Source organism: Virgibacillus natechei, from assembly GCF_026013645.1.
GTDB classification, from domain to species: Bacteria; Bacillota; Bacilli; order Bacillales; family Amphibacillaceae; genus Virgibacillus_L; species Virgibacillus_L natechei.
The window spans coordinates 2,056,770-2,083,499 of record NZ_CP110224.1; the positions used below are offsets into that span (position 1 = coordinate 2,056,770).

General features: G+C 36.1%; 26 protein-coding genes, 4 pseudogenes and 1 riboswitch. Of the genes and pseudogenes, 14 read left to right on the plus strand and 16 right to left on the minus strand.

Annotated features, from left to right (window positions below; translation table 11 throughout):
• Window positions 1-15: 15 nt before the first annotated feature.
• The 5 genes and pseudogenes from OLD84_RS10755 to OLD84_RS10775 form a co-directional block, all read right to left on the minus strand.
• Window positions 16-909, minus strand: coding sequence for a patatin-like phospholipase family protein (locus tag OLD84_RS10755; protein WP_209462908.1), 894 nt, complete (start codon window positions 907-909; stop codon window positions 16-18).
• Between the two features lie 112 nt (window positions 910-1,021).
• Window positions 1,022-1,441 (minus strand): transcriptional regulator MntR, encoded by a 420-nt coding sequence (gene mntR, locus OLD84_RS10760; RefSeq protein WP_209462909.1) that lies wholly within the window; start codon window positions 1,439-1,441, stop codon window positions 1,022-1,024.
• A gap of 139 nt (window positions 1,442-1,580) precedes the next feature.
• Window positions 1,581-2,702 (minus strand): annotated as a pseudogene (locus OLD84_RS10765) (vitamin B12-dependent ribonucleotide reductase); the annotation flags it as partial.
• 270 nt (window positions 2,703-2,972) lie between these two features.
• Window positions 2,973-3,617, minus strand: a pseudogene (locus tag OLD84_RS10770) (vitamin B12-dependent ribonucleotide reductase); the annotation flags it as partial.
• Between the two features lie 376 nt (window positions 3,618-3,993).
• A pseudogene (locus OLD84_RS10775) lies at window positions 3,994-4,788 on the minus strand (vitamin B12-dependent ribonucleotide reductase); the annotation flags it as partial.
• Between the two features lie 396 nt (window positions 4,789-5,184).
• Here OLD84_RS10775 and OLD84_RS10780 point away from each other — a divergent pair.
• Window positions 5,185-5,556 (plus strand): rhodanese-like domain-containing protein, encoded by a 372-nt coding sequence (locus OLD84_RS10780; RefSeq protein ID WP_209462913.1) that lies wholly within the window; start codon window positions 5,185-5,187, stop codon window positions 5,554-5,556.
• Window positions 5,557-5,596: 40 nt separating this feature from the next.
• Here OLD84_RS10780 and OLD84_RS10785 read toward each other — a convergent pair.
• The 4 genes and pseudogenes from OLD84_RS10785 to gcvT all read right to left on the minus strand — a co-directional run.
• Window positions 5,597-5,780, minus strand: a pseudogene (locus OLD84_RS10785) (aminomethyl-transferring glycine dehydrogenase subunit GcvPB); the annotation flags it as partial.
• 189 nt (window positions 5,781-5,969) lie between these two features.
• Window positions 5,970-7,433, minus strand: a complete 1,464-nt coding sequence (gene gcvPB, locus OLD84_RS10790; protein ID WP_209462914.1) for an aminomethyl-transferring glycine dehydrogenase subunit GcvPB — start codon at window positions 7,431-7,433, stop codon at window positions 5,970-5,972.
• Window positions 7,423-8,775 (minus strand): aminomethyl-transferring glycine dehydrogenase subunit GcvPA, encoded by a 1,353-nt coding sequence (gcvPA, locus tag OLD84_RS10795; protein ID WP_209462915.1) that lies wholly within the window; start codon window positions 8,773-8,775, stop codon window positions 7,423-7,425. The genes gcvPB and gcvPA overlap by 11 nt, the downstream gene beginning before the upstream one ends.
• Window positions 8,776-8,788: 13 nt before the next feature.
• Window positions 8,789-9,904 carry a glycine cleavage system aminomethyltransferase GcvT gene (gene gcvT / locus OLD84_RS10800; protein ID WP_209462916.1) on the minus strand — a complete coding sequence of 372 codons (1,116 nt, stop codon included), beginning with the start codon at window positions 9,902-9,904 and terminating at the stop codon, window positions 8,789-8,791.
• A gap of 204 nt (window positions 9,905-10,108) precedes the next feature.
• Window positions 10,109-10,196, minus strand: a riboswitch (glycine riboswitch).
• Window positions 10,197-10,422: 226 nt separating this feature from the next.
• Between gcvT and OLD84_RS10805 the strand changes: the two genes are divergently transcribed.
• Both OLD84_RS10805 and OLD84_RS10810 read left to right on the plus strand, forming a co-directional pair.
• A complete protein-coding gene (locus OLD84_RS10805; RefSeq protein WP_209462917.1) occupies window positions 10,423-12,084 on the plus strand; it encodes a DEAD/DEAH box helicase in 1,662 nt (553 codons plus the stop codon).
• Entirely contained in the window at window positions 12,071-12,862 is a 792-nt protein-coding gene (locus tag OLD84_RS10810; protein WP_209462918.1) for a YqhG family protein, read from the plus strand. Before OLD84_RS10805 ends, OLD84_RS10810 begins: the two co-directional genes overlap by 14 nt.
• 63 nt (window positions 12,863-12,925) lie before the next feature.
• On the opposite strand, the gene OLD84_RS10815 is transcribed toward OLD84_RS10810, so the two are convergent.
• Window positions 12,926-13,114 carry a YqzE family protein gene (locus OLD84_RS10815; RefSeq protein ID WP_264917121.1) on the minus strand — a complete coding sequence of 63 codons (189 nt, stop codon included), beginning with the start codon at window positions 13,112-13,114 and terminating at the stop codon, window positions 12,926-12,928.
• A 167-nt stretch (window positions 13,115-13,281) separates the two neighbouring features.
• Here OLD84_RS10815 and comGA point away from each other — a divergent pair, with 167 nt between their 5' ends.
• The 9 genes from comGA (at window position 13,282) to OLD84_RS10860 (ending at window position 18,652) form a co-directional block, all read left to right on the plus strand.
• Complete coding sequence (gene comGA, locus OLD84_RS10820; protein ID WP_209462919.1) at window positions 13,282-14,292, plus strand: competence type IV pilus ATPase ComGA; 1,011 nt, start codon at window positions 13,282-13,284, stop codon at window positions 14,290-14,292.
• A complete protein-coding gene (comGB, locus tag OLD84_RS10825; protein WP_209462920.1) occupies window positions 14,255-15,307 on the plus strand; it encodes a competence type IV pilus assembly protein ComGB in 1,053 nt (350 codons plus the stop codon). The genes comGA and comGB overlap by 38 nt, the downstream gene beginning before the upstream one ends.
• Window positions 15,308-15,321: 14 nt before the next feature.
• Window positions 15,322-15,621, plus strand: coding sequence for a competence type IV pilus major pilin ComGC (comGC, locus tag OLD84_RS10830; protein ID WP_209462921.1), 300 nt, complete (start codon window positions 15,322-15,324; stop codon window positions 15,619-15,621).
• Window positions 15,622-16,062 carry a competence type IV pilus minor pilin ComGD gene (gene comGD / locus OLD84_RS10835; protein ID WP_209462922.1) on the plus strand — a complete coding sequence of 147 codons (441 nt, stop codon included), beginning with the start codon at window positions 15,622-15,624 and terminating at the stop codon, window positions 16,060-16,062.
• The gene (locus OLD84_RS10840) at window positions 16,049-16,387 is read left to right on the plus strand and encodes a type II secretion system protein (protein ID WP_209462923.1); all 339 of its coding nucleotides are present in this window, start codon (window positions 16,049-16,051) and stop codon (window positions 16,385-16,387) included. Before comGD ends, OLD84_RS10840 begins: the two co-directional genes overlap by 14 nt.
• Window positions 16,338-16,784, plus strand: a complete 447-nt coding sequence (locus OLD84_RS10845; RefSeq protein ID WP_209462924.1) for a competence type IV pilus minor pilin ComGF — start codon at window positions 16,338-16,340, stop codon at window positions 16,782-16,784. Before OLD84_RS10840 ends, OLD84_RS10845 begins: the two co-directional genes overlap by 50 nt.
• Complete coding sequence (locus tag OLD84_RS10850; protein WP_209462925.1) at window positions 16,756-17,160, plus strand: hypothetical protein; 405 nt, start codon at window positions 16,756-16,758, stop codon at window positions 17,158-17,160. Before OLD84_RS10845 ends, OLD84_RS10850 begins: the two co-directional genes overlap by 29 nt.
• A 476-nt stretch (window positions 17,161-17,636) precedes the next feature.
• Window positions 17,637-18,335 carry a helix-turn-helix transcriptional regulator gene (locus OLD84_RS10855; protein ID WP_209464764.1) on the plus strand — a complete coding sequence of 233 codons (699 nt, stop codon included), beginning with the start codon at window positions 17,637-17,639 and terminating at the stop codon, window positions 18,333-18,335.
• A gap of 74 nt (window positions 18,336-18,409) precedes the next feature.
• The gene (locus tag OLD84_RS10860) at window positions 18,410-18,652 is read left to right on the plus strand and encodes a DUF2626 domain-containing protein (protein ID WP_209464765.1); all 243 of its coding nucleotides are present in this window, start codon (window positions 18,410-18,412) and stop codon (window positions 18,650-18,652) included.
• 63 nt (window positions 18,653-18,715) lie between these two features.
• Here the strand turns inward: OLD84_RS10860 and OLD84_RS10865 are convergent, their stop codons facing one another.
• Complete coding sequence (locus OLD84_RS10865) at window positions 18,716-19,339, minus strand: MBL fold metallo-hydrolase (RefSeq protein WP_209464766.1); 624 nt, start codon at window positions 19,337-19,339, stop codon at window positions 18,716-18,718.
• 178 nt (window positions 19,340-19,517) lie between these two features.
• Here OLD84_RS10865 and OLD84_RS10870 point away from each other — a divergent pair, with 178 nt between their 5' ends.
• Complete coding sequence (locus OLD84_RS10870; protein ID WP_209464767.1) at window positions 19,518-19,691, plus strand: DUF2759 family protein; 174 nt, start codon at window positions 19,518-19,520, stop codon at window positions 19,689-19,691.
• A gap of 157 nt (window positions 19,692-19,848) precedes the next feature.
• On the opposite strand, the gene OLD84_RS10875 is transcribed toward OLD84_RS10870, so the two are convergent.
• Both OLD84_RS10875 and OLD84_RS10880 read right to left on the minus strand, forming a co-directional pair.
• Complete coding sequence (locus OLD84_RS10875) at window positions 19,849-21,783, minus strand: LTA synthase family protein (protein WP_209464768.1); 1,935 nt, start codon at window positions 21,781-21,783, stop codon at window positions 19,849-19,851.
• A 219-nt stretch (window positions 21,784-22,002) separates the two neighbouring features.
• On the minus strand, window positions 22,003-22,974 hold the full coding sequence (locus tag OLD84_RS10880) for an ROK family glucokinase (protein ID WP_319961052.1): 972 nt from the start codon (window positions 22,972-22,974) through the stop codon (window positions 22,003-22,005).
• A 289-nt stretch (window positions 22,975-23,263) separates the two neighbouring features.
• Between OLD84_RS10880 and OLD84_RS10885 the strand changes: the two genes are divergently transcribed.
• A complete protein-coding gene (locus tag OLD84_RS10885; protein WP_209464769.1) occupies window positions 23,264-24,121 on the plus strand; it encodes a hypothetical protein in 858 nt (285 codons plus the stop codon).
• A gap of 25 nt (window positions 24,122-24,146) precedes the next feature.
• On the opposite strand, the gene OLD84_RS10890 is transcribed toward OLD84_RS10885, so the two are convergent.
• The 3 genes from OLD84_RS10890 to OLD84_RS10900 form a co-directional block, all read right to left on the minus strand.
• Window positions 24,147-25,703, minus strand: coding sequence for a rhomboid family protein (locus tag OLD84_RS10890; RefSeq protein ID WP_209464770.1), 1,557 nt, complete (start codon window positions 25,701-25,703; stop codon window positions 24,147-24,149).
• Window positions 25,704-25,794: 91 nt separating this feature from the next.
• Window positions 25,795-25,995, minus strand: coding sequence for a hypothetical protein (locus tag OLD84_RS10895; RefSeq protein WP_209464771.1), 201 nt, complete (start codon window positions 25,993-25,995; stop codon window positions 25,795-25,797).
• A 137-nt stretch (window positions 25,996-26,132) separates the two neighbouring features.
• Window positions 26,133-26,696, minus strand: coding sequence for a 5-formyltetrahydrofolate cyclo-ligase (locus OLD84_RS10900; RefSeq protein WP_209464772.1), 564 nt, complete (start codon window positions 26,694-26,696; stop codon window positions 26,133-26,135).
• Window positions 26,697-26,730: the final 34 nt, after the last annotated feature.

The following is a 26,730-nucleotide window of genomic DNA, read 5'->3' on the forward strand; positions in this document are numbered from 1 at the left end:
TTCTATGAATAAACATTATCTTGGCCAATGCTGTAAGAAATGGTCTGCACTATCCAGACCAGATTGTATTAATAATTCTTTCGTTTCATCCCCAACATGAAAATCGGTTGTTCCAACATCTGTCACAGGAATAAAAATAATGTTATTTTTATGCGATTTAGATATATATCTAGCGTCATGCGCCTGCTTCATTGTTGAAAAAAGTGCGTGAAACATATCAAAGGCATTTTTAATTTCCCTCGGTGTGTTCTGGTTTTCTATGGATTCGCTTAACTTCACACCTAAAACTGGACGGTCACTACTACTATTGTTATTTTCAAACACCCATAACGGAAAATTGCTTAATAAGCCTCCATCGACGATAATACTTTTTCCATTTGAATTACCTGGTATTTTTTTTGGCATAAAAAAATAGGGAAACCCTGCGCTCATCCGTACTGCTTTTGCAATGGGAAAATAATTTGGTTCGATATTATAAATTCTCTTTAAATCGTCCGGGAGAACAACTAACTTTCCTAATGACAGGTCACTTACAACAACTTTAAGATATCCTGGTTTAAGATCGTTAAATGTATATACATTCTTTTTTGCTAATTGATTGTATAACCATTCTTCCAATTTATCACCTTTGTATATACCAAGTTGAAAATATAAAAAGAACCATTTACTGAAGGGTACTAACTTACTTAACCCAGGTGGATCCAAGAATTCTTCTAAGTCTAATTCAGCCAGTAGCTCATTAATCTCCTCATACGTATAACCTGAAGCAACAAACGCTGCAACGATAGCTCCAGCTGATGTGCCTGCAGTACGTTCCAGCTGCAGATTTTTCTTTTCCATGCTTTGCAATGCTCCTACAAACGCATAAGCCTTTATACCACCACCGGAAAACACACCATCAATTTTCATGAGTTCTCTCCTTATCGTCCTTTTTATATTTTTAAGCACATATATGGAAAAATAGAACCATTATCTCCATAAAAAATCCACACAACGTTAAAACATTGTGTGGATTTTTTAATTATTTTTCATTATCTATATGTATTTGCCTTAATTTATCAACACGCTTTTTATCTGATTTAAAATAATTGACCAAATCCCCGATTCGATCAATTGAATTCCAGCTTAGATGATGTTCTATCCCTTCAACATCTTCATAAATTTTTTCTTTATCCACTCCGATTATTTCAAGAAACTCTTCTAATAATTCATGCCGAAAAACCAGTCTTTCCCCAATTTTTTTTCCTCTGGACGTTAGCACCAACCCTCTGTATTTTTCATAGTTCAAATATTCATCTTTGTCTAATTTCTGGACCATTTTAGTAACAGAAGAAGGGTGTACCATTAATGCTTCTGCAATATCAGATACACGCGCATAGCCTTTCGTTTCAATTAAATTATATATTTGCTCAATATAATCTTCCATACTCGGGGTAGGCATAAAATCTCCTCATTTCAGCGAATGTTTTTTTAGTTAATGCAACAATGTTTCCATACTATGAGGATACAATAAAACAGTATATAAAACAAGCTAAAGAAGAGCTAACTGGTATCGTTAGCTCTTCTAATTGGTAAATATTTTATATTCCGCACTTCAGCTGGGCGTTACAGCTTGTACACGTATTACAGCCACCTATCTCTTCAACACTGCCTGTCCGGCAAACAGGACATGTGTCCCCAATTTCAGAACCGATCGATACACTCGTTTTTTCCAGTTCTTGTACAGTGTCCATTAATACAACTTTCGGTTTTGCAGTTTCATGAAATAATTCTGTTTGCTCGCCGACAGTATTCTCTTCCGCTTTTAGTGTCAGTACTTGAGAATCGCGGCTACCATCTACATAGACAGTTCCACCTTTTGCTCCGCCGTTATATAACCTACGATAAACACTCTCAACCTGATCCACTTTGTAGCCTCGCGGTGCGTTAACCGTTTTGGAAATAGAACTATCTACCCAGCGCTGGATTACACATTGTGTATCAGCATGTGCTTCAGGAGTTAAGTCCATTGAAGCAACAAACCATTTTGGTAAATTATTAGGATCTGCTTCTGGATTTCTGTCTAGATATTCCTGTACAATACTTGCTTTTACCTCAATAAATTTACCAAGTCTTCCACTTCTATAATAAGAAAAGGAAAAATATGGCTCTAATCCTGTACTAACACCGACCATTGTCCCTGTGCTGCCTGTAGGTGCAACAGTCAATAAATGAGAGTTACGAATACCATTTTCCAGTATTGCTTCTCTTATATCTTCCGGCATTTTTTTCATATAACCGGTATTGATAAATGCTTCTCGTAGTTCTTTTGTTTCCTCATCTGTTTTCCCGATTAAAAATGGAAAACTTCCTTTTTCTTTGGCAAGCTCAATGGATTCCCGGTAAGCAGTTGTTGCTATAGCTTCAAATAGCTTGTCTATCAATTCATTGCCTGCTTTTGATCCATACTCTGTTTCACAATAGATTAAGAGATCATGCATGCCCATGACGCCTAATCCAACTCGACGTTCACCGAGTGCCTGTTTTTTATTCTCTTCTAGAAAATATGGTGTTGCATCGATTACATTATCCTGCATGCGAACGCCGGTTTTTACCGTTTGCTCTAATTTTTTAAAATCAACCGTTTTTGTATCTTTATTTGCCATTTCAGCTAAATTCACTGCGGCTAGATTACAAACGGAATAAGGTGCGAGTGGTTGTTCCAATTTTGTTATCCTATCGGCTTTTTATCCGATAGTTCTTACAGTTTGAATTCCTGTAAGTTCAGCATATCTTTTCATTACACACTTTTCATACGTTTATTTCATATGTAATGTTGCGGCCTCGTGGACGGATTATATTCTGCTATACAGGTTCGCCGTCTATGCGTTGCCCCTGACTAAACTTTTACATTCAGCCTTCGGTTCGGATTCCCGTTTCAGGGTTCCCGCTTTATTCCGCAATGTTTAACGTGAGGCAAACTAAGCTACTCTACCACACGGATTTGTCGCAACTACCTGATCGCCATAAGCTTGAGCATTGGTCATGTCATTCGCATTGTCAATAAAGAAAATACCTGGTTCCGCTGCGTATGTTGCACAAATATTGATTAAGTTCCATAGTTCCTTAGCTTTCACTCGGCGGTATGTGCGTATACCGTATCCTTTTTCTTCCCATTTACGAACATCACCGACATCATGCCAATTTTCATTGTATGCAGCCATTTGCTCTTTCGTATAATTTTCAACATCCGGGAAACGAAGATCATAATAATCATCATTTTCGACTGCTTCCATAAATTCTTTCGTTAAACAAACAGAGATATTTGCCCCGGTTAAAAATTCCGGATTATGAACAGAATAGGTGCCGCCAGTTTGCAGTTTTTCTTCCGCTTTGCTTATTGCTTCCTGTGTAAATCCACCTAATCCTGGCATTGTTCTGTAGTTAACGATTCCCTGGTATAGGTCCAGTTCTGTTTCTGTAAATGGTGTGAAGTTCAATTTCTCCTGTGCCAGCTGTTTAATTTGCTCATCCTCTGTATTTTCAATCAAATAACGCAAAATTCGTGGATTTTGCATTTTAGAAATAATGAATTCTATGATATCAGGATGAGAATCTACTAACATAATCATTTGAGCCAAATTGTTACGTTGATTCGTTACATCAACTCTCTAAGTCACCTTAGAGTTCAGACCATATCTTACACATTTAATATGTGCCCCCGCACTTCGAAATCACTTGATTTCTACTTTACTCGCTTTCGTCTTCAGACGTGCTTTCAATGGTCGTTGAACCTTCTCCCAATAGGAAGCTTGGCTGCTGATTGTCTTTATCCCCTTGTTGTTTTACAGCATTCACGCTTACCGTTTCCAGTTACGTTGTAGCCAACAAGTCATCTATGATGCTTCACCAATTTTACATTCTTGTACACCATAGGATTTCACGCTTTTCTATGAAATCTAAAGAGTTTCCAGCAATTCACGGGGTTTATTTAGAGACGAGGCACTTCTATTTACCACGTCTTGAACCGCCTTGCTCAACTAAATGTGTGAGTTTCGCGATATCATCAAGCCATGACACCGACCCGGATGACTTTCCGTTAACACCTCTTGCCAATGTATTGCGAGGTCTGAGTGTGGATCCATTTGTTCCAACTCCCCCTCCTCTACTCATAATTTCCATGACTTGTTTACGGTGATCGGATATGCCTTCACGTGAATCTTTAATATATGGCATGACGTAACAGTTAAAATACGTGACATCCGTATCTGCACCAGCTCCGTATAACACTCTTCCTGCTGGTATAAAATTCATATCTGCCAATTCACTATTGAATCTATTAAACCATTTTTGTCGTGCTTCTTCTGTTTGCTCCACATTTGAAAGTCCTGTAGCATTTCTTCTCGCAATTTGCTCATAGTATAATTCTAGTGGCTTATCGATAACATCTAAACCCCGCTGCACAATTCCTGAAGCTGCTTCCTCTTCGTTATCTAAAACAGATACAAATTCAGAATCCACCTGGATATTCGCTTCTTTTTTCATCCAATCTATTGATTTTACGATTCCTAATCCGCGAGCAGGAAACTTAGGTTCTGACTTGACTGTTAAGACAACAAAATCGCCTTCTTTTAATGTTTTCTTTTCAGTATCTTTAAAAGCATATCGATCCAGCATTACTAACCGGGATACACCCTTATGGGTAATGTTCATATCTTCAGTAATCGGATGAACTTGTGAAAACAATTTGATGTCTTCATTAAGCGCTTCTAGATCAATTTTGCTCTTTTTTTCGATAGCAACCGACATTTAATCGCTCCTTTATTAATTTAGTACATGATTATTCTATACTAATACAATACCACATATCAAGAATTTAAAACAAGATATTGTGATCAAATTAATAATTAACACTATATATTGTGATTTGAACGAATAAAACACGTTTTGTCAACAGTAGAAATTCGATGATTGATGTAGTAAATGTAAGCTGGAAAGAGCAGATGAGGTTTTTTAATCTAAAAACTAACGATTTCAGTCCTTGCATGATAATTCAATTTAGACTTGTTATTACATTATTCAACAAACCCCTATATAATCCACTCCTAATAAAATTATACTGTAATTATAAGAAAAAACTTTGAAAAAATAGCAAAAGAAACATATAATAGAAAGAGTACAAATGTGAAAGACGGGGGAAAAATAATGGAGTTCTTAATAATAGCAATCGTTATTCTAGTGGCAGTCGGTATGTTCCGCTATTTTAGACAGCGTAACTTTTTAAAGGTGTTAACACAAGATCAGTTTAGGGAAGGATACCGAAAAGCGCAATTAATCGATGTAAGAGAGCCACAGGAATTTGAGAAAGGTCATATACTAGGTGCCAGGAATATTCCAGTCACACAAATGAAGCAACGATTAGTAGAAATTCGAAAAGACAAACCAGTCTATCTTTATTGCCAAAGTGGTTCACGCTCAGCAAGGGCAGGGCAACTCCTGAACAAAAAAGGATATCAGGATATCAACCAATTAAAAGGTGGATTCAAGAAATGGTCTGGAAAAATCAAGACTAAATAAAACTTCAAATAAGGCTCGAGATATATTTATATCTCGAGCCTTATTTTTGTTCCTTATAACTTAAAATAGGCTTTCGTGCTGCTGTTGTCTATACGTTTAACAATCGTGGTATGTGGAGCCTCCTGAACTAATTTAGGGTCACTTTTTGTTTCTGCAATAGCAACCATGGAATCGATAAATCCATCTAATGTCTCTTTCGATTCCGTTTCTGTTGATTCTACCATCTTTTGTTGATTGCGGCATATTCATATAATTAGATGTTCATGTGAATCAGGTTTTATTAGTGACCTCCATTATATTAAAGTAACACGATGAATCGTTAAGGTATTCCGAATTTAAAATCGGCCGTCGAGGGTTTCTCGACAGCCTGAGTAGTATCTCTTCCATTCTTTAATTTTTATTATTCGTTCGAGTTACCCTTCTCTTTGAAAACGTAAAACCGGCTTACGAGATGCGGTTGTTTCGTCTAAACGTTTTACAGCAGTGTGATGTGGAGCTTCTTGAACAATTTCTGGATTGTTCTTCGCTTCATCAGCAATTTGAAGCATTGCATCGATGAAATGATCCAATGTTTCTTTCGATTCTGTTTCCGTAGGTTCGACCATCATTGCCTCCTCCACAATTAATGGGAAATAAACAGTCGGCGGATGAATTTCTAAATCCAGTAGACGTTTAGCAATATTCAATGTCTTCACGCCAAGTTTCTTCTGGTTATTACCAGATAGGACAAACTCGTGTTTACAATGTTGTGTAAATGGAAGTTCATATGCTTTTTCAAGACTGCGCATCATGTAGTTTGCATTAAGTACAGCATATTCACTAACTTTCTTCAATCCTTCTGCACCCATTGTACGGATGTACGTATAAGCACGCACGTTAATTCCGAAGTTTCCGTAGTAACCTTTCACCATACCAATCGATTGTGGAAGATCATAGTCAAATTCATACAATCCTTCGTTTTTACGTACTACCGGTTTTGGCAGGAAAGGTGCGAGTTCTTCTGAAACTCCGATTGGACCAGAGCCTGGACCACCGCCTCCGTGTGGACCAGTAAATGTCTTATGAAGGTTCAGGTGTACTGCATCAAAGCCCATATCTCCTGGACGACTGTAGCCCATAATAGCATTTAAGTTTGCGCCATCATAGAACAATTTTCCGCCCACGCCATGAACGATTTCTGCCATTTCGACGATTTCTGTTTCAAACAAACCTAAAGTGTTCGGGTTTGTTAACATGAGTGCTGCAGTATTTTCATTTACTACACGTTTTAAATGCTCAACGTCAACTAATCCTTTCTCATTTGATTTTACTTCAACAACCTTAAATCCTGCGACTGCTGCAGAAGCCGGGTTGGTACCATGTGCTGAGTCAGGTACAATGACTTCATTTCGGGTGTGGTCGCCATTCGCTTCGTGGAATGCTTTTATCATCATGAGTGACGTCCACTCACCTTGTGAACCAGCAGCTGGCTGTAATGTGATTTCATGCATTCCTGTGATTTCTTCAAGATGTACTTGCAAATCATACATTAATTCAAGCGCACCTTGAACTGTTTTCGGATCTTGATATGGATGGATATGACTAAATCCAGGAAGTTTGGCAATATCTTCGTTAATCACCGGATTATATTTCATCGTACAAGACCCCAGTGGATAAAATCCGGAAAGTATACCGAAGTTACGGTTGGATAACCCTGTATAGTGCCGCATTAATTCCAATTCATCGACTTCAGGAAGTGCTGCATCGACCTTACGTACATATACATCTTCAAATTCTTCTTCAAGGCTGACTTCCGGAACATCAAGTGCAGGCAGGTTATAGCTCGATCTGCCTTCTTTACTGCGTTCAAAAATTAATGGAAAGTTTTCAGTAGCCATTGATATCCCCCATTTCTTTTACGAAAGCATCGATTTCTTCTTTTAACCGGATTTCAGTTGTAGCTATCAACATATGGTTTTCTAATTCCGGATATACTTTACCAAGATCAAACCCACCAATAAATCCTTTTTCGAATAACGCATCGTTTACAACATCTACCGGTTTGGAAAGTTTAATTACAAATTCATTGAAAAATGCCCCATTAAATACAGCTGGTAAGTTAACTTCTTCTAACTTTTGCTTTGTATATCTTGCCTTTTGCATATTTAATTTTGTCATTTCTTTCACACCGTTCTTCCCAAGAGCACTCATTGCAGCTGAACTTGCAACAGCGTTCAATGCCTGGTTTGATGTGATGTTTGATGTTGCTTTCTCACGCCTGATATGCTGTTCTCTCGTTTGTAATGTTAAAACGAAGCCGCGCTGCCCATCTTTATCTACTGTTTCACCAACAAATCGACCTGGTACTTTACGCATTAATTTTTGAGTCGTTGCAAAGTAACCACAGTGCGGTCCGCCAAATTGTGCCGGAATACCAAATACTTGTGTATCACCAACAACAATATCTGCCCCAAATTCACCTGGAGGCGTTAAATACCCAAGTGAAAGCGGGTTACTGGATGCAATAAACATTGTTTTCTCTTGCTGTTTGATTAGTTTATTAATTTTTTCCAGCGGCTCGATCTGACCGAAGAAGTTAGGGTATTGAACTAAAACGGCAGCTGTATCTTCATCAACCTCTTTTTCCAGTTGTTCTAAATCAGTAACACCGTCTTTGTAATCGATCTCGACGATTTCAAGTTTCTTCCCGTTTGCAGCTGTTTCAACAAGCTGGCGATGTTCAGGGTGCAAAGCAGCTGAAACAAGAACTTTTTTGCGTTTTGTCTGGGCTATACTCAAGTATACAGCTTCAACTACAGCTGTTCCCCCATCGTATAAGGAAGAGTTAACAATAGGCATTGCAGTTAATTCAGAAACCATTGTCTGAAATTCAAACATAGCCTGCAGTTCACCTTGTGTAATTTCCGGCTGGTAAGGTGTGTAAGCAGTATAGAATTCTTGTCTGGAAATAACATGATCAACGACGGATGGAATGAAATGATCATATACACCAGCGCCTAAAAATGAACGATATTCTGTTAAATTCGCATTTTTGCTTGCCATTTCTGTTAGTTCTTTTTTCAACTCATATTCACTAACTGGTTTTTTAAGGTTTAATTCCCTGTCCAGTCTAACTTCTTTCGGAATATCAGAAAACAGTACTTCTGTGGATGATACACCGATTTTATCTAGCATTTCTTTTTTATCGGTTTCGGTCATTGGTAAATAACGAAATTCCATTCCTATTCCCTCCCTATTTCTCTCGTTTGTAAAATGGTGTATTCACAACTACAGCCTTTAACTTACGCTTTCGAACCTGAACATGAAGTTCTGTACCTTCTATGGCAGCTTCAGCCTTCACTAAAGCTAAACCAATATTCTTATTGAGAGTTGGAGATTGTGTTCCAGAAGTAACAAAACCTATCTCTTCTTCTCCACTGTACACCCCATATCCATGACGTGGTATTCCTTTGTCAATCATTTCAATTCCAATTAGCTTTCTTGTAAGTCCGTGTTCAACTTGTTTCTGCAAGCTTTCTTTGCCAATAAAGTCTGACTCCTTATCAAGCTTTACAGCGAACTTCAACCCCGCTTCAATTGGCGAGATTGTTTCGGAAAGCTCCTGTCCATAAAGTGGCAAGTTCGCTTCAAAGCGTAATGTATCTCTGGCTCCAAGTCCAATCGGTTCCAAGCCTTTAGGTTCTCCTGCTTCCAAAATCAGGTTCCATAAATCAGGTCCATACGATTTATCGATATAGATTTCAAAACCATCTTCCCCTGTATAGCCCGTCCTTGAAACGATAGCAGGTGCACCAATTGACGAAAAATAAAGATCACGGTCAAAACGAAAGAACTTGATCTCACTCAAATCTGATTTCGTTAATGTTTGTAAAATTTGTTCTGCTTCTGGCCCTTGTAAGGCAATTTGAACATAATGACTAGATTCATTTGTAATGATTACATCAGCATTACTATAATTGTTATGAGCCGTAAGCCATTCATAATCTTTTTCTGTATTTGCCGCATTAACAACTAATAAGTAATCTTCGTCTTCCAACATGTAAATGATAAAGTCATCAATTGTCCCACCATCTTCATTGCACATAAATGTATACTGCGCACGATTTGGTGTTAATTTTGCTACATTATTTGTTGTCATCTTTTGCAGGAAATCCAAACTCTTAGGACCTCTTACACTAATTTCCCCCATATGGGACACATCAAATAAACCAGCTTTGGTTCTAGTGATTTCATGTTCATGTTTAATTCCAGCGAATTGTACTGGAAGGTCCCAACCACCGAAATCAACTGTCTTTGCCCCTGACTTTTTGTATTCTGGAAATAGCGGCGTTCTCTTTAACTCACTCATTCCATCCACTCCTTTAAAATTCTGACTAATAAAATTATTTAAGCTATAAAAAGACAGAGATCCCCCAGAATGCTTCGTTCAAGGGAACCTCTGTCTTCAAACCAGAAAGTTGCATATTTATGTAGAAAACCTTTTCCATTTTCCATATAAATATTTGCTTCGTGGGTGGTCTACTAAGTAAATAGTAAACGCTCTCCAGAGTTGCGTCCTACAAGAGTCTTTTTGCCTGAGAGATTCACATATGTTTGCTCCTTCGGCGTTACATTAAAGTAAGCTCTCCCCTTGTATTCATCCGCTTTTATGAAAATGACTTATTTGGTTATACTAATACAAGTATCTTTAGAAAAATCTATCTTGATTGTAACATAGAACAATTCAGGAATATAGCTTTAAGTAGATAAGAAAGCTTAAAAGCTTTTTCACTTCAAAGTGCAGGCTTTAGTTTCCTTCAAAAATTTTGGTGCGAAGCCACGTTTTCTAATATCCTGATTAATCCACAAATACAAAGGAAGTATCGTATGAAATCCATTCACTTACAAAAAGACTCAACCTTCATCGACAACCTGCAAGCGAATTTTGAACAAGATGGAAAGTTTTCCCCATGGGATCTCTTTTCAATGGCCTACCAAGCTGAATTAACAACAATAACTCCTGAGTTCTCTGGATTGCGTTCATTAGAGCACCTGCCACATGTTGATTTTTTAGATCATCAAATTTCAACCGCCGAACAAGCAATCGAAGACATGAATGGTCGTGCTATATTAGCTGACGAAGTGGGACTCGGGAAAACAATTGAAGCAGGATTAATTTTAAAAGAGTACATGATTAGAGGCTTGGTTAAAAAAGCACTTATTCTCGTTCCTGCATCTCTAGTAAATCAATGGGTAACCGAGTTAAATGAGAAATTTTATATACCAGCTGTTGCTCATCGGAAAAACTATACCTGGGAACAATCCGATGTCATTATTACATCATTGGATACGGCAAAGCGCTCACCACACCAGGAGGCGATATTGGATATAAACTATGACTTTATATTAATTGATGAAGCTCATAAACTTAAAAATCATAAAACCAAGAACTATTCCTTTGTTCGTCAATTAAAGAAAAAATATTGTTTATTATTAACTGCAACTCCAGTCCAAAATCGTCTTCTTGAAATATTTAATCTGGTTTCCTTACTAAAGCCGGGACATTTAGGTAATTACGATTCCTTTCTTGACCAATATGGAAAGGATCGCAAAAAAATTAAACAAGATATATATTTGAAGCAATTAATCCAAAAAGTAATGATCCGCAATACACGAAAAGATACCATACTAAATAATACGAAGCGTCATATTGAAACCATTTGGATTGATTTTAAACCAGAACACCAACAAGTATATGATGAGCTTAATGATATAACCATGCCCTTTTCCTCGTTTTCCAAAATAACATTTTTAAGGGAAATGTGCTCATCACGTGAGGCCTGTTACCTATCCCTTAAAAAATTAACAAAGGAAGAGAAAAAGGAAGAAACGCTTCAACCCGTGTTAGAAAAGATTGAACAATTGCCTCATCATGTAAAAGCAGAAAAATTAGTAGAACTACTTAAAAAAATCGGTGATGAAAAAGTAATTGTTTTTACAGAGTACAGGGCTACCCAATATTATCTGCAATGGTATCTACAACAAGAAGGCATATCTTCCGTACCATTTAGAGGTGGTTTTAAAAAAGGGAAAAAGGATTGGATGCGGCAGCTTTTCAGGGACCATGCCCAGGTTTTAATCGCTACAGAGGCTGGCGGAGAAGGTATTAACCTTCAATTTTGTAATCAGATGGTTAATTATGATTTGCCCTGGAATCCGATGCGCCTTGAACAACGGATTGGGCGAATTCATCGTTATGGACAGGAAAACGATGTCCATGTATATAATTTTGCTATCAGGGATACGATTGAAGAACATATTATGAATCTGTTATATGAAAAGATCAATTTGTTCGAACGAGTGATCGGGCAATTGGACGATATTTTAGCTGAACTTAATATAGCCGATATCGAGAAAGAAATCGAAAGCATCTATACGGAAGCATCATCCACAGGTGAAGCTAAAATAAAACTGGATAATCTTTCATCTATTATTAAACAAAACCATGAACATGCAGATAGTCAGGAGCGTCAATATGGCAATTACTAATTTAAACAAATTCTTAGGGGAATATTTCACCGCAAATAATTGTGAATTACTCCATAATCAGGATGGAATATTAACCATCCAATTAACAGAACAAATGGATAGGGAATTAATGAACCGCCCATTCTATTGGCATTACGTTAAAAGTACAGGTTATAGCGGGGAACCAATGAAACTAACCCTCATTACAAATCCGGAAAAACGAGAAAATCAGGGGGAATGGATTCATTTCGGAAGCCCACGTTTACAACAAATAATAAATCAGCTTAAAACAAATGAAAGAAACACAAAATTATTCCAAGTAGTAGAGACGAATAAAAACACCCCTTTATATCCTTGGTTAGTGATTAATATAAAGATTAGTTATATTGGAAAACAAAAAAAGGATGAAGTATTTTCAATTGGATTGCATCTAGTCAATGGCGTTATGAAATTAGAAATGATGGATAAGTTACAGCAGATTCCACTTAAGTTGACAATATCTGATTATTGTTATCCTATTTCTCCAATGATCAAACTAAAAAGCGGATATCTCAGAATACAGTCCATTATTGATGATTACATCGAGAATCAACTACATGAATGGGCAGAGCAATCACTCCTTACATTAGATGAAGAAATTCAAATGCTAAACTATTTCTATTCTGGTGAAACCGATACTGTACAGGAACAAAAAGAAAAAGAATTAGCCGAAATGAAGAAGCGCTACGAACCATCCATAACCTATCACGTAATTAACGGTGGTGTTTTCTACCTTACCGAGGATACATTGAAGGAATAGCGAAACGAAAAATCGGTTCGTTATGACAGAAAAATAGCAGGAGACAATATGAATTGTCTCCTGCTATTTTGACTTTTTCCGAATTGTTCTCAGTGCAAACGGTAATACGCCAAGCCAACGATTTGAATAAATAGGTGGATCATTTTTTTGTGCAGCTCTTCTATTTTTTCTTTCTTCAGAAGGGGAATCGATATAGGTCACCACTTGCTCCGTCATAAATCTAAGGTAATCATTTACGGAAATGGGTCTCACCTCTTCACTCTTAATACTTCTAGCTTTACACAATACGTTTTTACTTATTCGTTATTTCGGAAAAAGCGGGAAATTTTTTTAAAAAATATTTAAAAATAAAGAAGGAGTTTATCATATTGTGTCGAATATAGTAGTTGTTGCGAATTAAAAAGGAGGTGATATTTAATTTGAGCCCTGCTACAACACTTTCGAATAAACTTCTCATTTCTGCTTTTGAAGCTCAAGCATCGGATGTTCACTTTTACCCATTCCCCAATCACACAGACGTTTATTTTCGTATTCACGGTAAACGAATATTCTATAAATCATTAGTAAATTCACAATACCAATCACTGTTAACCTATTATAAATTCACGTCTGGAATGGATATCGGTGAAATAAGAAAACCACAAAACGGCACCATAACACATCAGAAACTTGACCAAATTTATTCATTGCGTTTATCAACACTTCCCGTTAACCAAATGGAAAGCTTAGCAATTCGAATCCTTCCCCAGGAAGAAAATCTCACCCTTGATCAACTTTTTCTTTTTCCAAATCAACTGAATAAATTAAAAGAATGGATCACGAATCATGCTGGTATTATTTTATTCACCGGCCCGACAGGAAGTGGAAAAACCACTACTTTATATGGTCTATTACAAGCCATTTTAAAAGAAAAATCATATCAGACCATTACATTAGAAGACCCTATTGAAAAAGAGATGGACGATATTTTACAAGTGCAAGTTAACGAAAAAGCTGGTATAACCTATCAAACCGGTTTAAAAGCTGCACTTAGACACGATCCAGATATTATCATGATCGGGGAGATCCGTGATAAAGCAACAGCACAATTTGCTTTTGATGCTTCGCTAACAGGTCATCTCGTATTAAGTACTTTGCATGCCAAAAATGCTGCAGGTACAATCCATCGCTTGTTAGAAATGGGGTTAAAACAAACCGATTTGCAACAATCACTTATCGCAGTAGCGGCTTTAGAATTGTTGCCGCTTCAAATAAACAATAAAACAACTAGACGTGCTGCTATATTGGAACTTTTAGATAGTGAAAAATTGGAAAACACAATAATGAGACATGATACCAAAAATTCAAGTACGTTTCATACGTTCGATCACTTAAGAAAGAAGGCTTTTGCATATGGATTTATATCTGAAGAGATTTATAAAAATTCGTAAAGAAAGACTTTCAAATGAAATTCAATTGCGTTTTTTACAACGGCTGAGTCGATTATTATCCAACGGTTACCCATTAATCGAAGCGTTAGATGTAATTAAATGGGATAAGCAGTTAACTACTTCAGCCACTCTCATTACAAATGCTTTAAAAAATGGCTCCTCTATTGACCAAGCATTTGATAAAGCAGCATTTCATCCAACAATTACCGCCTATTTATATTTTGTTAGAGCGAACGGAGATATACAGGGAAGTATCGATAAATGCTTGGACATGTATGAACAGCGGATGAAATACACGAAGAAATTCCAACAAATCATACGATATCCATTAATTCTGATTTTCATATTTTCGTTATTGCTTTATTTCATCAAGCAATATGTACTTCCATCCTTCGAAGAACTTTTTCAAACAAGTACCGAATCTTCTTCCATGATTGCAATCTCTATAGTGTTAATTGACTTGTTAAGTAGCACGGTAATTGTTTTGAGTATACTCCTTATTGTCGGAATCGTTATTTGGCGCTTTGCCAGACACAAGCTCACCATATCAAAACAGATTAATCTATATCGCGCCCTACCAATTTATCGAAAGTTTTTAAAGCTTCAAACATCCTTTCTATTTGCAACTCATTTCAGTACTCTTTTAAAAACAGGAATGTCCTTCAAAGAAATTCTAATCCACATGTCTGAACAAAATAAATTACCCATCATAGCCCATTACTCAACCTTAATAACAGAAGAATTAATGAGGGGATTACCAATCATACCTTTGCTTTCAGAGATGAGTTTTCTGGAAAATCAACTATCATCCATTTTCCAAAAGAATGCGGATGTAAACGCGTTAGAGAAGGACCTAAATGTATATGCTGAGTTCGTGACAGAAGAAATACAACGAAAAATAATGAAGATCATTACGTTTATTCAACCATTATTTTTTATTGTACTTGCAAGTTTTATCATTTTTATCTATGTAACGTTGATGTGGCCAATGTTTCAACTAATTCAATCTATTTAAAGGAGAATAATAATATGCTTAAAAATAATAAGGGATTTACACTGATCGAAATGTTAATTGTATTGATGGTAATATCTGTTCTGATCATCCTATTTGTACCTAATTTAAGTGATAGAAGTGGAGATGTTCATGATAAAGGCTGTGAAGCGCTTGTAAAAGTTGTTCAAGCTCAAGTTGAATTATATGAATTGGAGGAAGGATCTACTCCTGATATAGCAGAATTATTAGATAAAGGTTACATTACGGAAGATCAGGATGAATGTTCTAATGGTGGTACGTTATCTATTTCGAACGGAACCGTTACGGCTAGTTAAATGAAGAAGCAAAATGGATTCACCTTAATCGAATTACTATTGGTTCTCGGATTATTGTCTGCTCTCTTGCTGCTTAGTCCACCATTTAATATTGCTGCGTTGGAAAAGCATCAAAACAATCAATTTTTGGAACAATTTCAATTTGATCTTTTGTACATTCAAAACTTAGCCTCTGTGTCTGCTGATGATAAACGTATCACCATCGATTTCGGTGAAAATAGCTATTCTATTTTAGCTCTACAAGGTGGTGGAACAGAAACAATTGCTGTCAGAGACTACCCTGAAGGTTGGGAGGTTGACATCCGAGTCATGTCAACTATATCCTTCAAATCTAATGGAACAATAAGACAACCAGGTAATATAAAAATGACATCAAAGAACATGACCTACAATATTGTCTTTCCGTTCGGGAAAGGAAGAGCTTATATTGTTGAAGAATAATGGATTTACGTTGGTTGAGGTCCTTGTTGCATCAAGTATACTTATGGTTGTTATAACTACTTTGGTTCCTATAATTTCACTGATTAACGAACATCAAGCTCTTTTAAGTGAGCGTCGTACATTCAGTTATCTATTACATGATGAATTACAACCATTTGTCCATCAGCACGAGACTACAATACCAACAAGTTACAGCAAACAAGTTCATCATAAAACGCTAGCGTTTCAATTTAGTAAAGAAAATGAACTAGTGAAGGGATGCGTGCAGTGGCAAAATGTCAAAAATACCAATGAAGTCATCTGCTTATATGGCTATCAGGAATAACGAAAAGGGTTTTACACTCGTTTCAATTCTAATCAGTATTACTATTATTGCTATGACCCTTCCTTTTACAGCTTATTTAATCAATTCCGTACAAAACACAACAAATTATGAAGAAATATCGATTCAACAATTCTTTCATTATTTGAGAGATGATGTTATTAAAGCAACAAGTATTACAACTTCTTCATCCTCCCTGTTCCTTACATTGGATGATGAAACAACTGCAACAATTGAAATGTATGGAGGTCATATCCGGCGACAAGTTAATAACGGCAACGAGATATATTTACGTGATATAAAAGAAGTAACGTTTAAGGAAAAACCATATGGCATTCAAACCATAATTACATCGGTACAAGGAGAGCGTTATGAAAAAACGATTGCCTTTTATGAATAATAATGCTGGTTTCTTTCTACCCTATGTTCTCTTTGTAACCACGATTGTCTTTATTTTTATCACCGCAACTATTAGCATGTACACCACAAATATCAAGGTCACAGAAACCCATTTGGAGCAAGTGAAAATTGAAACACTTTTTCAAATGGCATATTCCAAGTTTAGTGAAGAATATAAAGATAGTGAACTGAATTATGGCAAAAAGAATTATACATTTCCTTATGGCAGTGTTGAAATAACTGCTGAACCATTAGATGAAAATATCCTTCACTTATATTTTGAAGTTACCACGGATAAAGGCTACGTATATTCCATAACGCATACATCCCATGTGGACCTTAATAATGATCATTCCGAGGAACACGCAGCTACTTAGATAAAGTAACATTTTACTCTGGGGGGTTACGACGTATAAATGTTTTCGATAGGGCGAGTAAGCGCAGTCCTAATAGGGGTTCGGTGGGACGAGCATTTACGCGCAGTCCCAAAGGGGTTCCGTGGGACGAGCATTTACGCGCAGTCCCAAAGGGGTTCGGTGGGACGAGCATTTACGCGCAGTCCCAAAGGGGTTCGGTGGGACGAGCATTTACGCGCAGTCCCAAAGGGGTTCGGTGGGACGAGCATTTACGCGCAGTCCCAAAGGGGTTCGGTGGGACGAGCATTTACGCGCAGTCCCAAAGGGGTTCGGTGGGACGAGCATTTACGCGCAGTCCCAGGACATGCCATGTTTAGTCGACCTGTCCATTAAGCTGCAACAAAATATGTACAATTTCCAACAAACCTTCTAAATACCCCATTTACACTTGAATATTTATTACAATAAAGGTAATAAATATTGTGAGGTGAATTTTGATGGAAAATACACTGAAGGTTACAAATGTACTAAGTGATCCAACTAGGTACAGTATTTATCAGTACATTATTCAACATCATAAAGAGGTAAATGTACTGGAAATATCAGAAAAATTCGACATTCATCCGAACGTTGCAAGACTACACCTATCAAAATTAGAAGATATTAACATGATTGTTTCCTATTCCCAAAAAACTGGAAAAGGAGGACGACCAAGCAGGCTATATCGCTTGTCCAATGAAGTAGTTGAATTAAACTTTCCACACAGAGACTACAAGCTTCTATCCAGCATCGCAATCGAATCATTTGTAGAACTAGGTGAACCTGGAAGACAGGCACTATATAAGACAGGCAATAAATATGGTAAGAAAGTAATCGAACATTACAATAAAACATCAACAACCAAAGAACTTACGATGGATCGAAAAATAAACATATTAGAAGATGCAGGAAAAATGCTTGGAATGTATCCCCTTTTTGAGCATAGTCCAGAAAGTAACAGCATCGCATTTGAAATTAACAATTGCCCATTTAAGGAAATAGCATCAGACAATAATAAAATGGTCTGTAACATGCATCATTCTTTCTTAAAAGGGATGTTTGAATCATTATTTAGTGACGTAGACCTGATTGAAGGAGATAATATCCTACAAGGCTGTGAAAGCTGCACGTATGTAGCAAAACTTTCAATTGTTTAATTAGATTCGTTTACAAGTACGTATTCCTGGTTTATAATAATTATGATAAGGTTATCTAAAAGGAGGGGGAAAGCATGGATCGTATGTTTCGTGTGCTTGCCTTTTGGACGGGTATTTTCACAGTAATGTTTTATGTTGGAGATATGCAACAAACTGCGTTATTATTCCTAGTTCAAACGGCGTTTTTCCTTACATTAAGCTATTTAAGATTATCCGAACGCATGTATATGTATTTATTTGGTGCTTATCTAACCGTGTTCATGGTTGGATTTACATGGTACTCTGAATTTATTCTTGTACCTGGCTTCGGACACTAAGAATAAAAAGAACCCTGCTTACATAAACATGCAGGGTTCTTTTTATAATCCAATGAAAATGATTTAATTCGATACAAAAGGGTTATCTGTTTTTTCTTTCCCTATTGATGTTCTTGGCCCATGTCCAGGATATACAATAAATGATTCATCTAATTGATAAAGATAATTTCGTATACTACTCTCCAGTTCATTCATATCTCCACCTGGTAGGTCAGTTCGACCAATCCCTGATTGAAACAATACATCTCCACTAATAACAAAACCATCATCTCTAAAAATAAAACTAACACTCCCCGGTGAATGACCTGGTGTATGAACTACTTCAAAAATAAAAGAAGCTATTTTTAATTCTCCAGGCCGCAACATATACTCTGCACGTTTGGTTTTTATTTCTTCTCCAGTGAAACGTGCAGATCCATTTAATCGGGGTTCTTCCAACCACGCAGCCTCATTTTCATGTAGGTACACATCAAGTTCATAATGAGACCTTAGCTCTTCTACCCCACCTATATGATCAAAGTGTGCATGCGTTAATAAAATACCGCGGGGGGATAACCCCTTTTTATGTAAAAAGTTGATTATTTCACTTGGATCTCCTCCAGGGTCTACAATTAAAGCATTATGAGCATCATACACAATATAACAATTCGTTCCCAACGGGCCCAGCGACATACTATTTATTTCCATAAAACTGCCTCCCACTATAATTTTGTTTAAAATTGTACGTTAAATCACTATGATATATCTCGACAAAAGCAATTTTCTATTATAGAATAAATAATAGAGTTACTTAGTTACATAATAAACAAATGTAATTCCTATATCAATGATGACAGTTTAGGAATAATAAGGGAGGATTAAATAAATGCATATTGTATTGGCAATTTTATTCTTAATGGTTGCTTTACTATCTGTTGTATCAATAATTCGTCAACTTAAATACAAAAATATGTTTGCGTTAGGATTTTCAGTAATTACAACCGTGGCATTTGGTTTTTTCTCAATTGCGACGATCATTTCAGAAATTTCAGGTTCATAAAAATCCCATCATTAGGAAAAAGCTAACTTAATTATAAGTTAGCTTTTTAATATTCTTTTAGAAAGAAAGCTGCTTCAACAATAAAGAACCAGCTTTCTTTCTATTTAGCAGGTAAAACTGTCTTACCTTGCAGTTGGGTGAGTTCACCACATTTTAATTAATCTTCATTGAAATCCATAAACCGGAATAGGTCACCATAAATTAAGTCATCTGAATAGCCTAATTCCTTTTCAACTAGTTGACCAATTTCGGTACAAGCATTTGCAGGTTCGGATTCCGCAGTTGAATTCTCTGTTTCTGTTTCTGTCTCTGTTTGTGCTTGTTCATCTTCATCCACTTCAATTGGTTCGCCTGTCTCCCGGTCATAACAAACTCCACTTGTTGAGACATAATCATCACTAATGAAGTCACCGTTTCTTAATGCAATATAACCTTTTCTATCCTCTGCAAAAACATCATTACCAAAGTGAAAATTATTTTCAGATTCAACACCTAATAAATTCAATAAAGTTGGTTTAACATCAATTTGTCCTGTTACCTCAGACCTTACTTCGCCTTCCCCATGACCAGGAATATGAACGAAGAATGGTACTCGTTGTAATTGTACCTGATCAAATGGTGTAATTTCATCTTTATCTAAATACTGGGCCATTGCTCTGTTATGGTTCGCACTAATACCGATATGGTCCCCCATTATAACAATCATAGAATCCTCATATAGATCTGCTTCTTTCAAGTGATCAAAGAATTCTTCAATCGCCTCATCTGTATACCTCGCTGTTGGGAAGTATTGATTCAGCGTGTTTGAATTAGAATCATATGGTTCAATTGTGCTCTCTTCCTCACTCAAATCAAATGGAAAGTGATGCGTTAACGTAATGAAATTTGAATAAAATGGTTCTTCTTGAGATTGTAAATATTTCATCGATTGCTCAAAGAATGGCTTATCAAGCAATCCCCAACCTTCAGCGTTTTCTTCCGTAACTTCATAAGACTCTTCATCATAAAAATGGTCTAACTCTAAACTATTATATAATTCATCCCTGTTCCAGAAACTCTTATTATTCGCATGGAATACAGAGGAATAATACCCTTCTTCTCCTAAAATTTCTGGAAGAGCTTGAAATTCATTTCCACCATGTGTAAAAGCAACAGCTCCTCGTGATAAAGGATAAAGTGAATTTGCTACCAAAAACTCTGAATCAGAGGTGTTCCCCTGACCAGTTTGTTCATAGAAATTTTCAAAATAATAGGTGTCTTCATCTTTGGTTAAACTATTCATAAATGGAGTTGTTTCCTGTCCATTAACTTCCTCGTTAATAAGAAAACTTTGAATAGACTCAGCAGTTATAAAAATAACGTTTTTATCCTCGGCTACACCTTCCAACTCCGACCCTTCGCTAATTTGTACATGTTCGTCAATATAACTCTCTATTTCAGGTAACTCATTTCCGTCAGCGAACACACGTTGCGTTTCTGTTGTTGTCTGCATGACAATATCATAGACGTGGAAGTTAAACAGCCCAATGTTTTTCACTAGATATTCCCGGTCAAAACCACGTGTGAAAAGTTGTGGTCTTTCCATTTCAGCTAAGAAGAAATTACCAGCAAGCAATACAAAGGACATTGCCAAGGCAAATACTTTACTGCTTCTTTTATATGCAACAGCCATTACATCTTGTTTCTTTTTACTTAAATACCAAATCAAGATAACATCAGCGAAAAGTAAAACATCAAATGGTGAGATCAATGTTAAAATGCTTGATCCTAAATCAGCCATGTTACTTCCCTGAAATAGTTGTGGTATTGTAATGAAATCATTAAATGAACGATAGAATACTAGATTGGCAAACACAATAAAAGTTAAGATGAGTGCCATATATCGTATGAATTTCATTTGACGAGACTGCTTTTTAAACCATACACTTATGGCTAATAGTAGAAAAACAGACACAAATGGATTAATAAATAATATTAACTCCTGCATCGGATTTTCTAATTCTATGCTGAAGACAAATCGATACACAATATATATTTTAGCTCCAATTAAAAGTGTTGCAAGTATATACAATGGTAATTGTTTTAAATTCATACTCTTCCCTCCCGAACCCTTTCCTTTTCAACAGCTTATTAGCACAATGACTAATAATTATTGTAATGTTCTTATTCGTTTCTTTACCCAAACTCATACATTTAAAACTGCTTTTAAACGATTTATATTTATAATAACATTTTATATAACAAAAAATCTCACAGTAATTTACTGAATTTACATACTATATCTTAATATATAGTAGCAAAAAAGGAAAGCTTAAAATTTAATTCCTCTTAATTTTTGTCTAACAAGAAATGCGCCACCGATAATTCCTGCATCATTACCTAGTTCCGCCGTTTTAATTTCACATACTTTACTCACTCGGGGTAATGCATACTGATGAAATGCCTTTTTAATTTCATTCAATAATTGATCTCCTGCCTTCGAGACACCACCACCAATTAGTACCTTTGAAGGATTGAGTGTGACACCCATGTTTGCAATCACCATTCCAAGGATATCCCCTGTTTTATTGATGATATGCTTACAATCAGAATCCCCATTACTTGCTAGTTCAAAAATATCCTTTGCTGAAACAGTTCCTTCTTGCTTATAATAGTCTGCCAGTATACTATGCGGTTTCTGTTCTAAACTTGCCATAGCCTGACGTACCAATCCGGTAGCTGAAGCAATTGTTTCTAAACAGCCCTTACTACCACAGTTACACGTATCGCCATTAGGATCCACTGTAATGTGACCTATCTCTCCAGCAACACCGTTTACACCATTTAAGATGGAGCCGTTCGCAATTATGCCACCACCAACTCCCGTTCCAATTGTTAGGGCAATTACGTTTCTCGACTGATTTCCGGCACCTTTCCAGTTTTCGCCTAATACAGCAATGTTCGCATCATTTTCTACAAATACTGGTAACCCGGACTTATCTTTTAATTGTTTGGCCAAATCAAAATCCTTCCAACCAATGTTAACAGCTTCGTATACAAAACCATTATCACTGTCGATAAATCCTGGCGCACCAACCCCTATACCTAATAAATCATTACTATTTATTTTTAGTTCTTTTAAATTATCACTAATTGATGTCCATATATCATCAACAATCGACACGCCTGTATTTGATTTATCAGTTGGTATTTCCCATTTCTTAAAAATCTCCCCAGTATCATAAATCATACCTATTTTAATTGACGTTCCACCAATATCTAAGGCCATTATTATTTCTTTCACGGCATATTCCTCTTTTCCTATCAAAAGTAGCTTGCCAGATTGCAATTCAAAATCACCCAACGTTCATTATATCAAATTACCTTTGAATTAGGAATAATAAAGTATAATAAATCGATTATAACCTTGTTAAAGACTCTATACCATGTAGATTTTTATTAGTGATCTTTTAAAGATATCATGATGTGTTCTAAAAGGAAATGGTAATAAATGGCCATATCATAGGAGTGCATATATTTCGTTTAGGAACATAGGATTTAATAAGTCAAGCTGTTAAAAGGATGACACTTTAATGAATAAATGGCTATTTTTTATATTTACAATAATATTAACTTCAATATTTGGGGTTGTCTATATCATACAAATGAATACTAGTCCGGCAATTACTTACTTCCCTATTGATGAGGAAACTTCCTTTACATATTCCGATTCAACACTAGAACTTATTTCTGAACAAGGATACGATTCATATGAAATAGATTGGGAAAGTAATTCTCAGAGCGATACTCAAATGTATCTACGCCAAGATGCCTCCTTATTATTTGATAATGGCAGGTTGAGAGGAGTGCGCAGTAAGTGGGTGCAGGGCACAGATACCATTCATTTAAAAGAAACGCTTATTAGTGAGGACAGTAGTTTTTTTCAAGTGATCTCATTCCATCATGGGGAAGTCCATTATCCAAATGATGAAATTAAAAGCATCCATCAGATGTCTAATGATCACCTATATGTAATCGATTCTCCAACTACGCCACTTGATGCTTTCAAATCAGCTGAAGATGAATTTCAAATAGAATGGCAAATTCTACTCGATCGAACAAAAAAACAGCAATTATTGTATCACTGGCATGATTTAATTACACATTTTAACATTTCGGCTGATTCCTATATGTCTGTCCCCCTTACAAAATTAGTCCGATATGGTAATGAACCACTACCTTCTATGACTCAAGAACAGACAGATAAAGTCATCGGACGGTTATGGGAAGGATTATACAAAAACTATATAGTTCCGGCTGCGAATACAGAAAGCAATGAGCTTGTCAGCTATGTTCCAATTGTTTTGTTTGATAAGGAAATGGAGCACTTGCTTGTTCTTTTTGAATTAAACGGTAAGAAAGAGCAGTTGATTCAAAATTACTCCTTTTAAACGTGCCCTCGATTTGGGCACGTTTTTATCCTGTATCTTCACCTGTTATCTCTTCATATAAGTTAATAAACGCCTCATCGTCCGGTTTCATCTGATAGGCATTTTCTATAGCTTCTATTGCTTTATCCGTTTCTCCTTTATCATAATATAACATGGCTAAATTATAAAATGCCTCTGGAAAAGCATCATCAAATTCAATGCTTTTTTCTAAATCACGAATAGCTTTGTCAGTCTGGTTCATTTCAATATAAGCATAGGAACGCTGAAATAGTATAGATGAATCAAGGTCCCCATCTACTTCTAATGCATCTGTTGCAATTTCTACCACTTGTTCGTACTGGTCTTGCATGATTAATTCTTCCAATTGCATTAATTGATACGATTGAGTGTTCAAATTATTCTGTATTCCGAAAGTAGTTAACCCATATATCATTGTCAGATAAACGATGAATGCTGAAAATTGTATTCGAAAATTTTTATTTCGCGGCAAATGGAAGATAGCTGAAGCAAGAAATCCTGCTATCAATCCCCCGAGATGAGCTCCCATATCTATTTGAGGAATGGCAAAACCAAATATTATATTTATACCGATTAATAGTAAAACGCCACTCCCCAGCGTTTGAAAGAATATTTTCTTATTCATTAACCCGAAAAATAATATGGCTCCAAATAAGCCAAAGAGTGCGCCAGACGCCCCAGCAGATACACTTGTGGTAAATGCAAAGCTAGCCAGTCCCCCGCCTATTCCTGCTAGGAAATAAATACTCAGAAAACGCCAGGAACCGTAAATTCTTTCAACCAGTGTTCCCAAATAATACACTGCAAGCATATTCATAAATAGATGTAAAAAGCCAATATGTAGAAACATAGAGCTTATAATGCGCCACCATTCTCCATTTTCAATGATAGCAGGATTATACTTTGCACCAAAATCAATAAGGTTTTCAATGGAAGTACTGCTTCCACTTCTTTCAAGCATAAAAAATACAATTAAATTAATAACTAATATGAAGTAAGTGAGAAAAGGTTTGCCGAACGAGAAGATGTCTTCCATTTCTTTCCTTTTATTATATAACTTGTCAGCAAGAAAACGTCTATAATATTGAATTCTTTCTTCTTTATCTGTTTCCGAAAGTTCGGTTCTATGTTCCATTTCATGTGAAGAGAGCCGAATAGCTGTAAAAAATCTTGTTTTTTCTTCTGTAAAGTTATGATCAGCTAGGTAATAAACTTTCATTTTTATTGGATTTCTTTCGGTTAATTGCATGGGCTTTCTTAAAACTTCCCAATCGTCAACAGGGGTGTGGGAGGATATATAAACATTATGCACTTCTACATGTTTTCCTGCCAACAAACGTTTCATAGATTTTGCTTTCTGGAATACTTGTGCTATATCTTTTTTTAAATAATTTTTCCAATCAAATCCCTTATGTATGAAACGAACCACTGTTGACTTGTTCTTTTCATATTTTTCCAACCAAATCTCTTCAATATCATCATTTAGTTGTATAACATCAAAACTTTCATTGGCTACCAAATGGTAAGCGAATTGATACATTCTATATTTTTCATTCAGATACATTTATCTTCCTCCCCTACACATCATATCAAAACAGCCAGGTTTTACCTAAAAAAAAGAAAAAGAAGCTGTCAATTAACAACTTCTTCTTTTATCAGGAAGATGTATGGGACGATTCACCATTGAATAAACTTGGTAAAATTTTTGCCCGTATTGCTGGCATATTCATCGATAGGCTTATTGCTATTCTTCGTAAAAAACTAATCGCCAGTACTGCGTTCATCAATCGATACCGCCATTTATAGAGCATTGAAACAGCAGTAATAGCAGTTGCAAAGATAATGATATATCGCATCTAAACACCCTTTTCTAGATATGGTGTTATTAGTTATTTTCTAATAGATGAAAGTTATGCATCTTAGTTCTATTACAGCCTTTGTTTATAAGTTTGTCGCAGTTTAACGGGCAGTAAAACCCCCACTGAATGAAGTTTTACTTTATACGATTTATTCCTTTATCGGTAATAAGATAATGAACAGGGAGATCAAATTCTTCTCTCGGCAATTCTTCAACTATTTGGTTTTGATGCATCAAAGAAGCGGTTTCATTAGGATAATCCATTAAAAACCGATCATAGTAGCCCCCTCCGAACCCGATACGGAATCCACTTTTATCGAATACTAAACCCGGAACGATTAATAAATCAATAGCTGCTTTACCTATTTCGTTCGCTCGATTTGGTTTTGGTTCCTTTAAATTATAATAGACAATTTCTAATTGATCATAGCTAGTCAATTGATAAAAAGTTAGTTTTTTATCTACCGGATTACATTTTGGTACACAAATTGTTTTGTTTTGCTCCCATGCATGTTCAATAATTAATTTTGTTTCCCATTCATAACCTTGCGCCATTGTAATGCCAATTGTGTTTGCGTTTTTCCAGAGCGTAGATGTAACAAGATGTGTCGTTAATTTTTTTTCAATCGCTTGTTTATCTGATTTTGAATGATTTTTTAATTGAGCTATTGCTGATTTTCGTAACTCTGTCTTTTCCATATTAATCACCTCCATTACATATATAAAATAAACT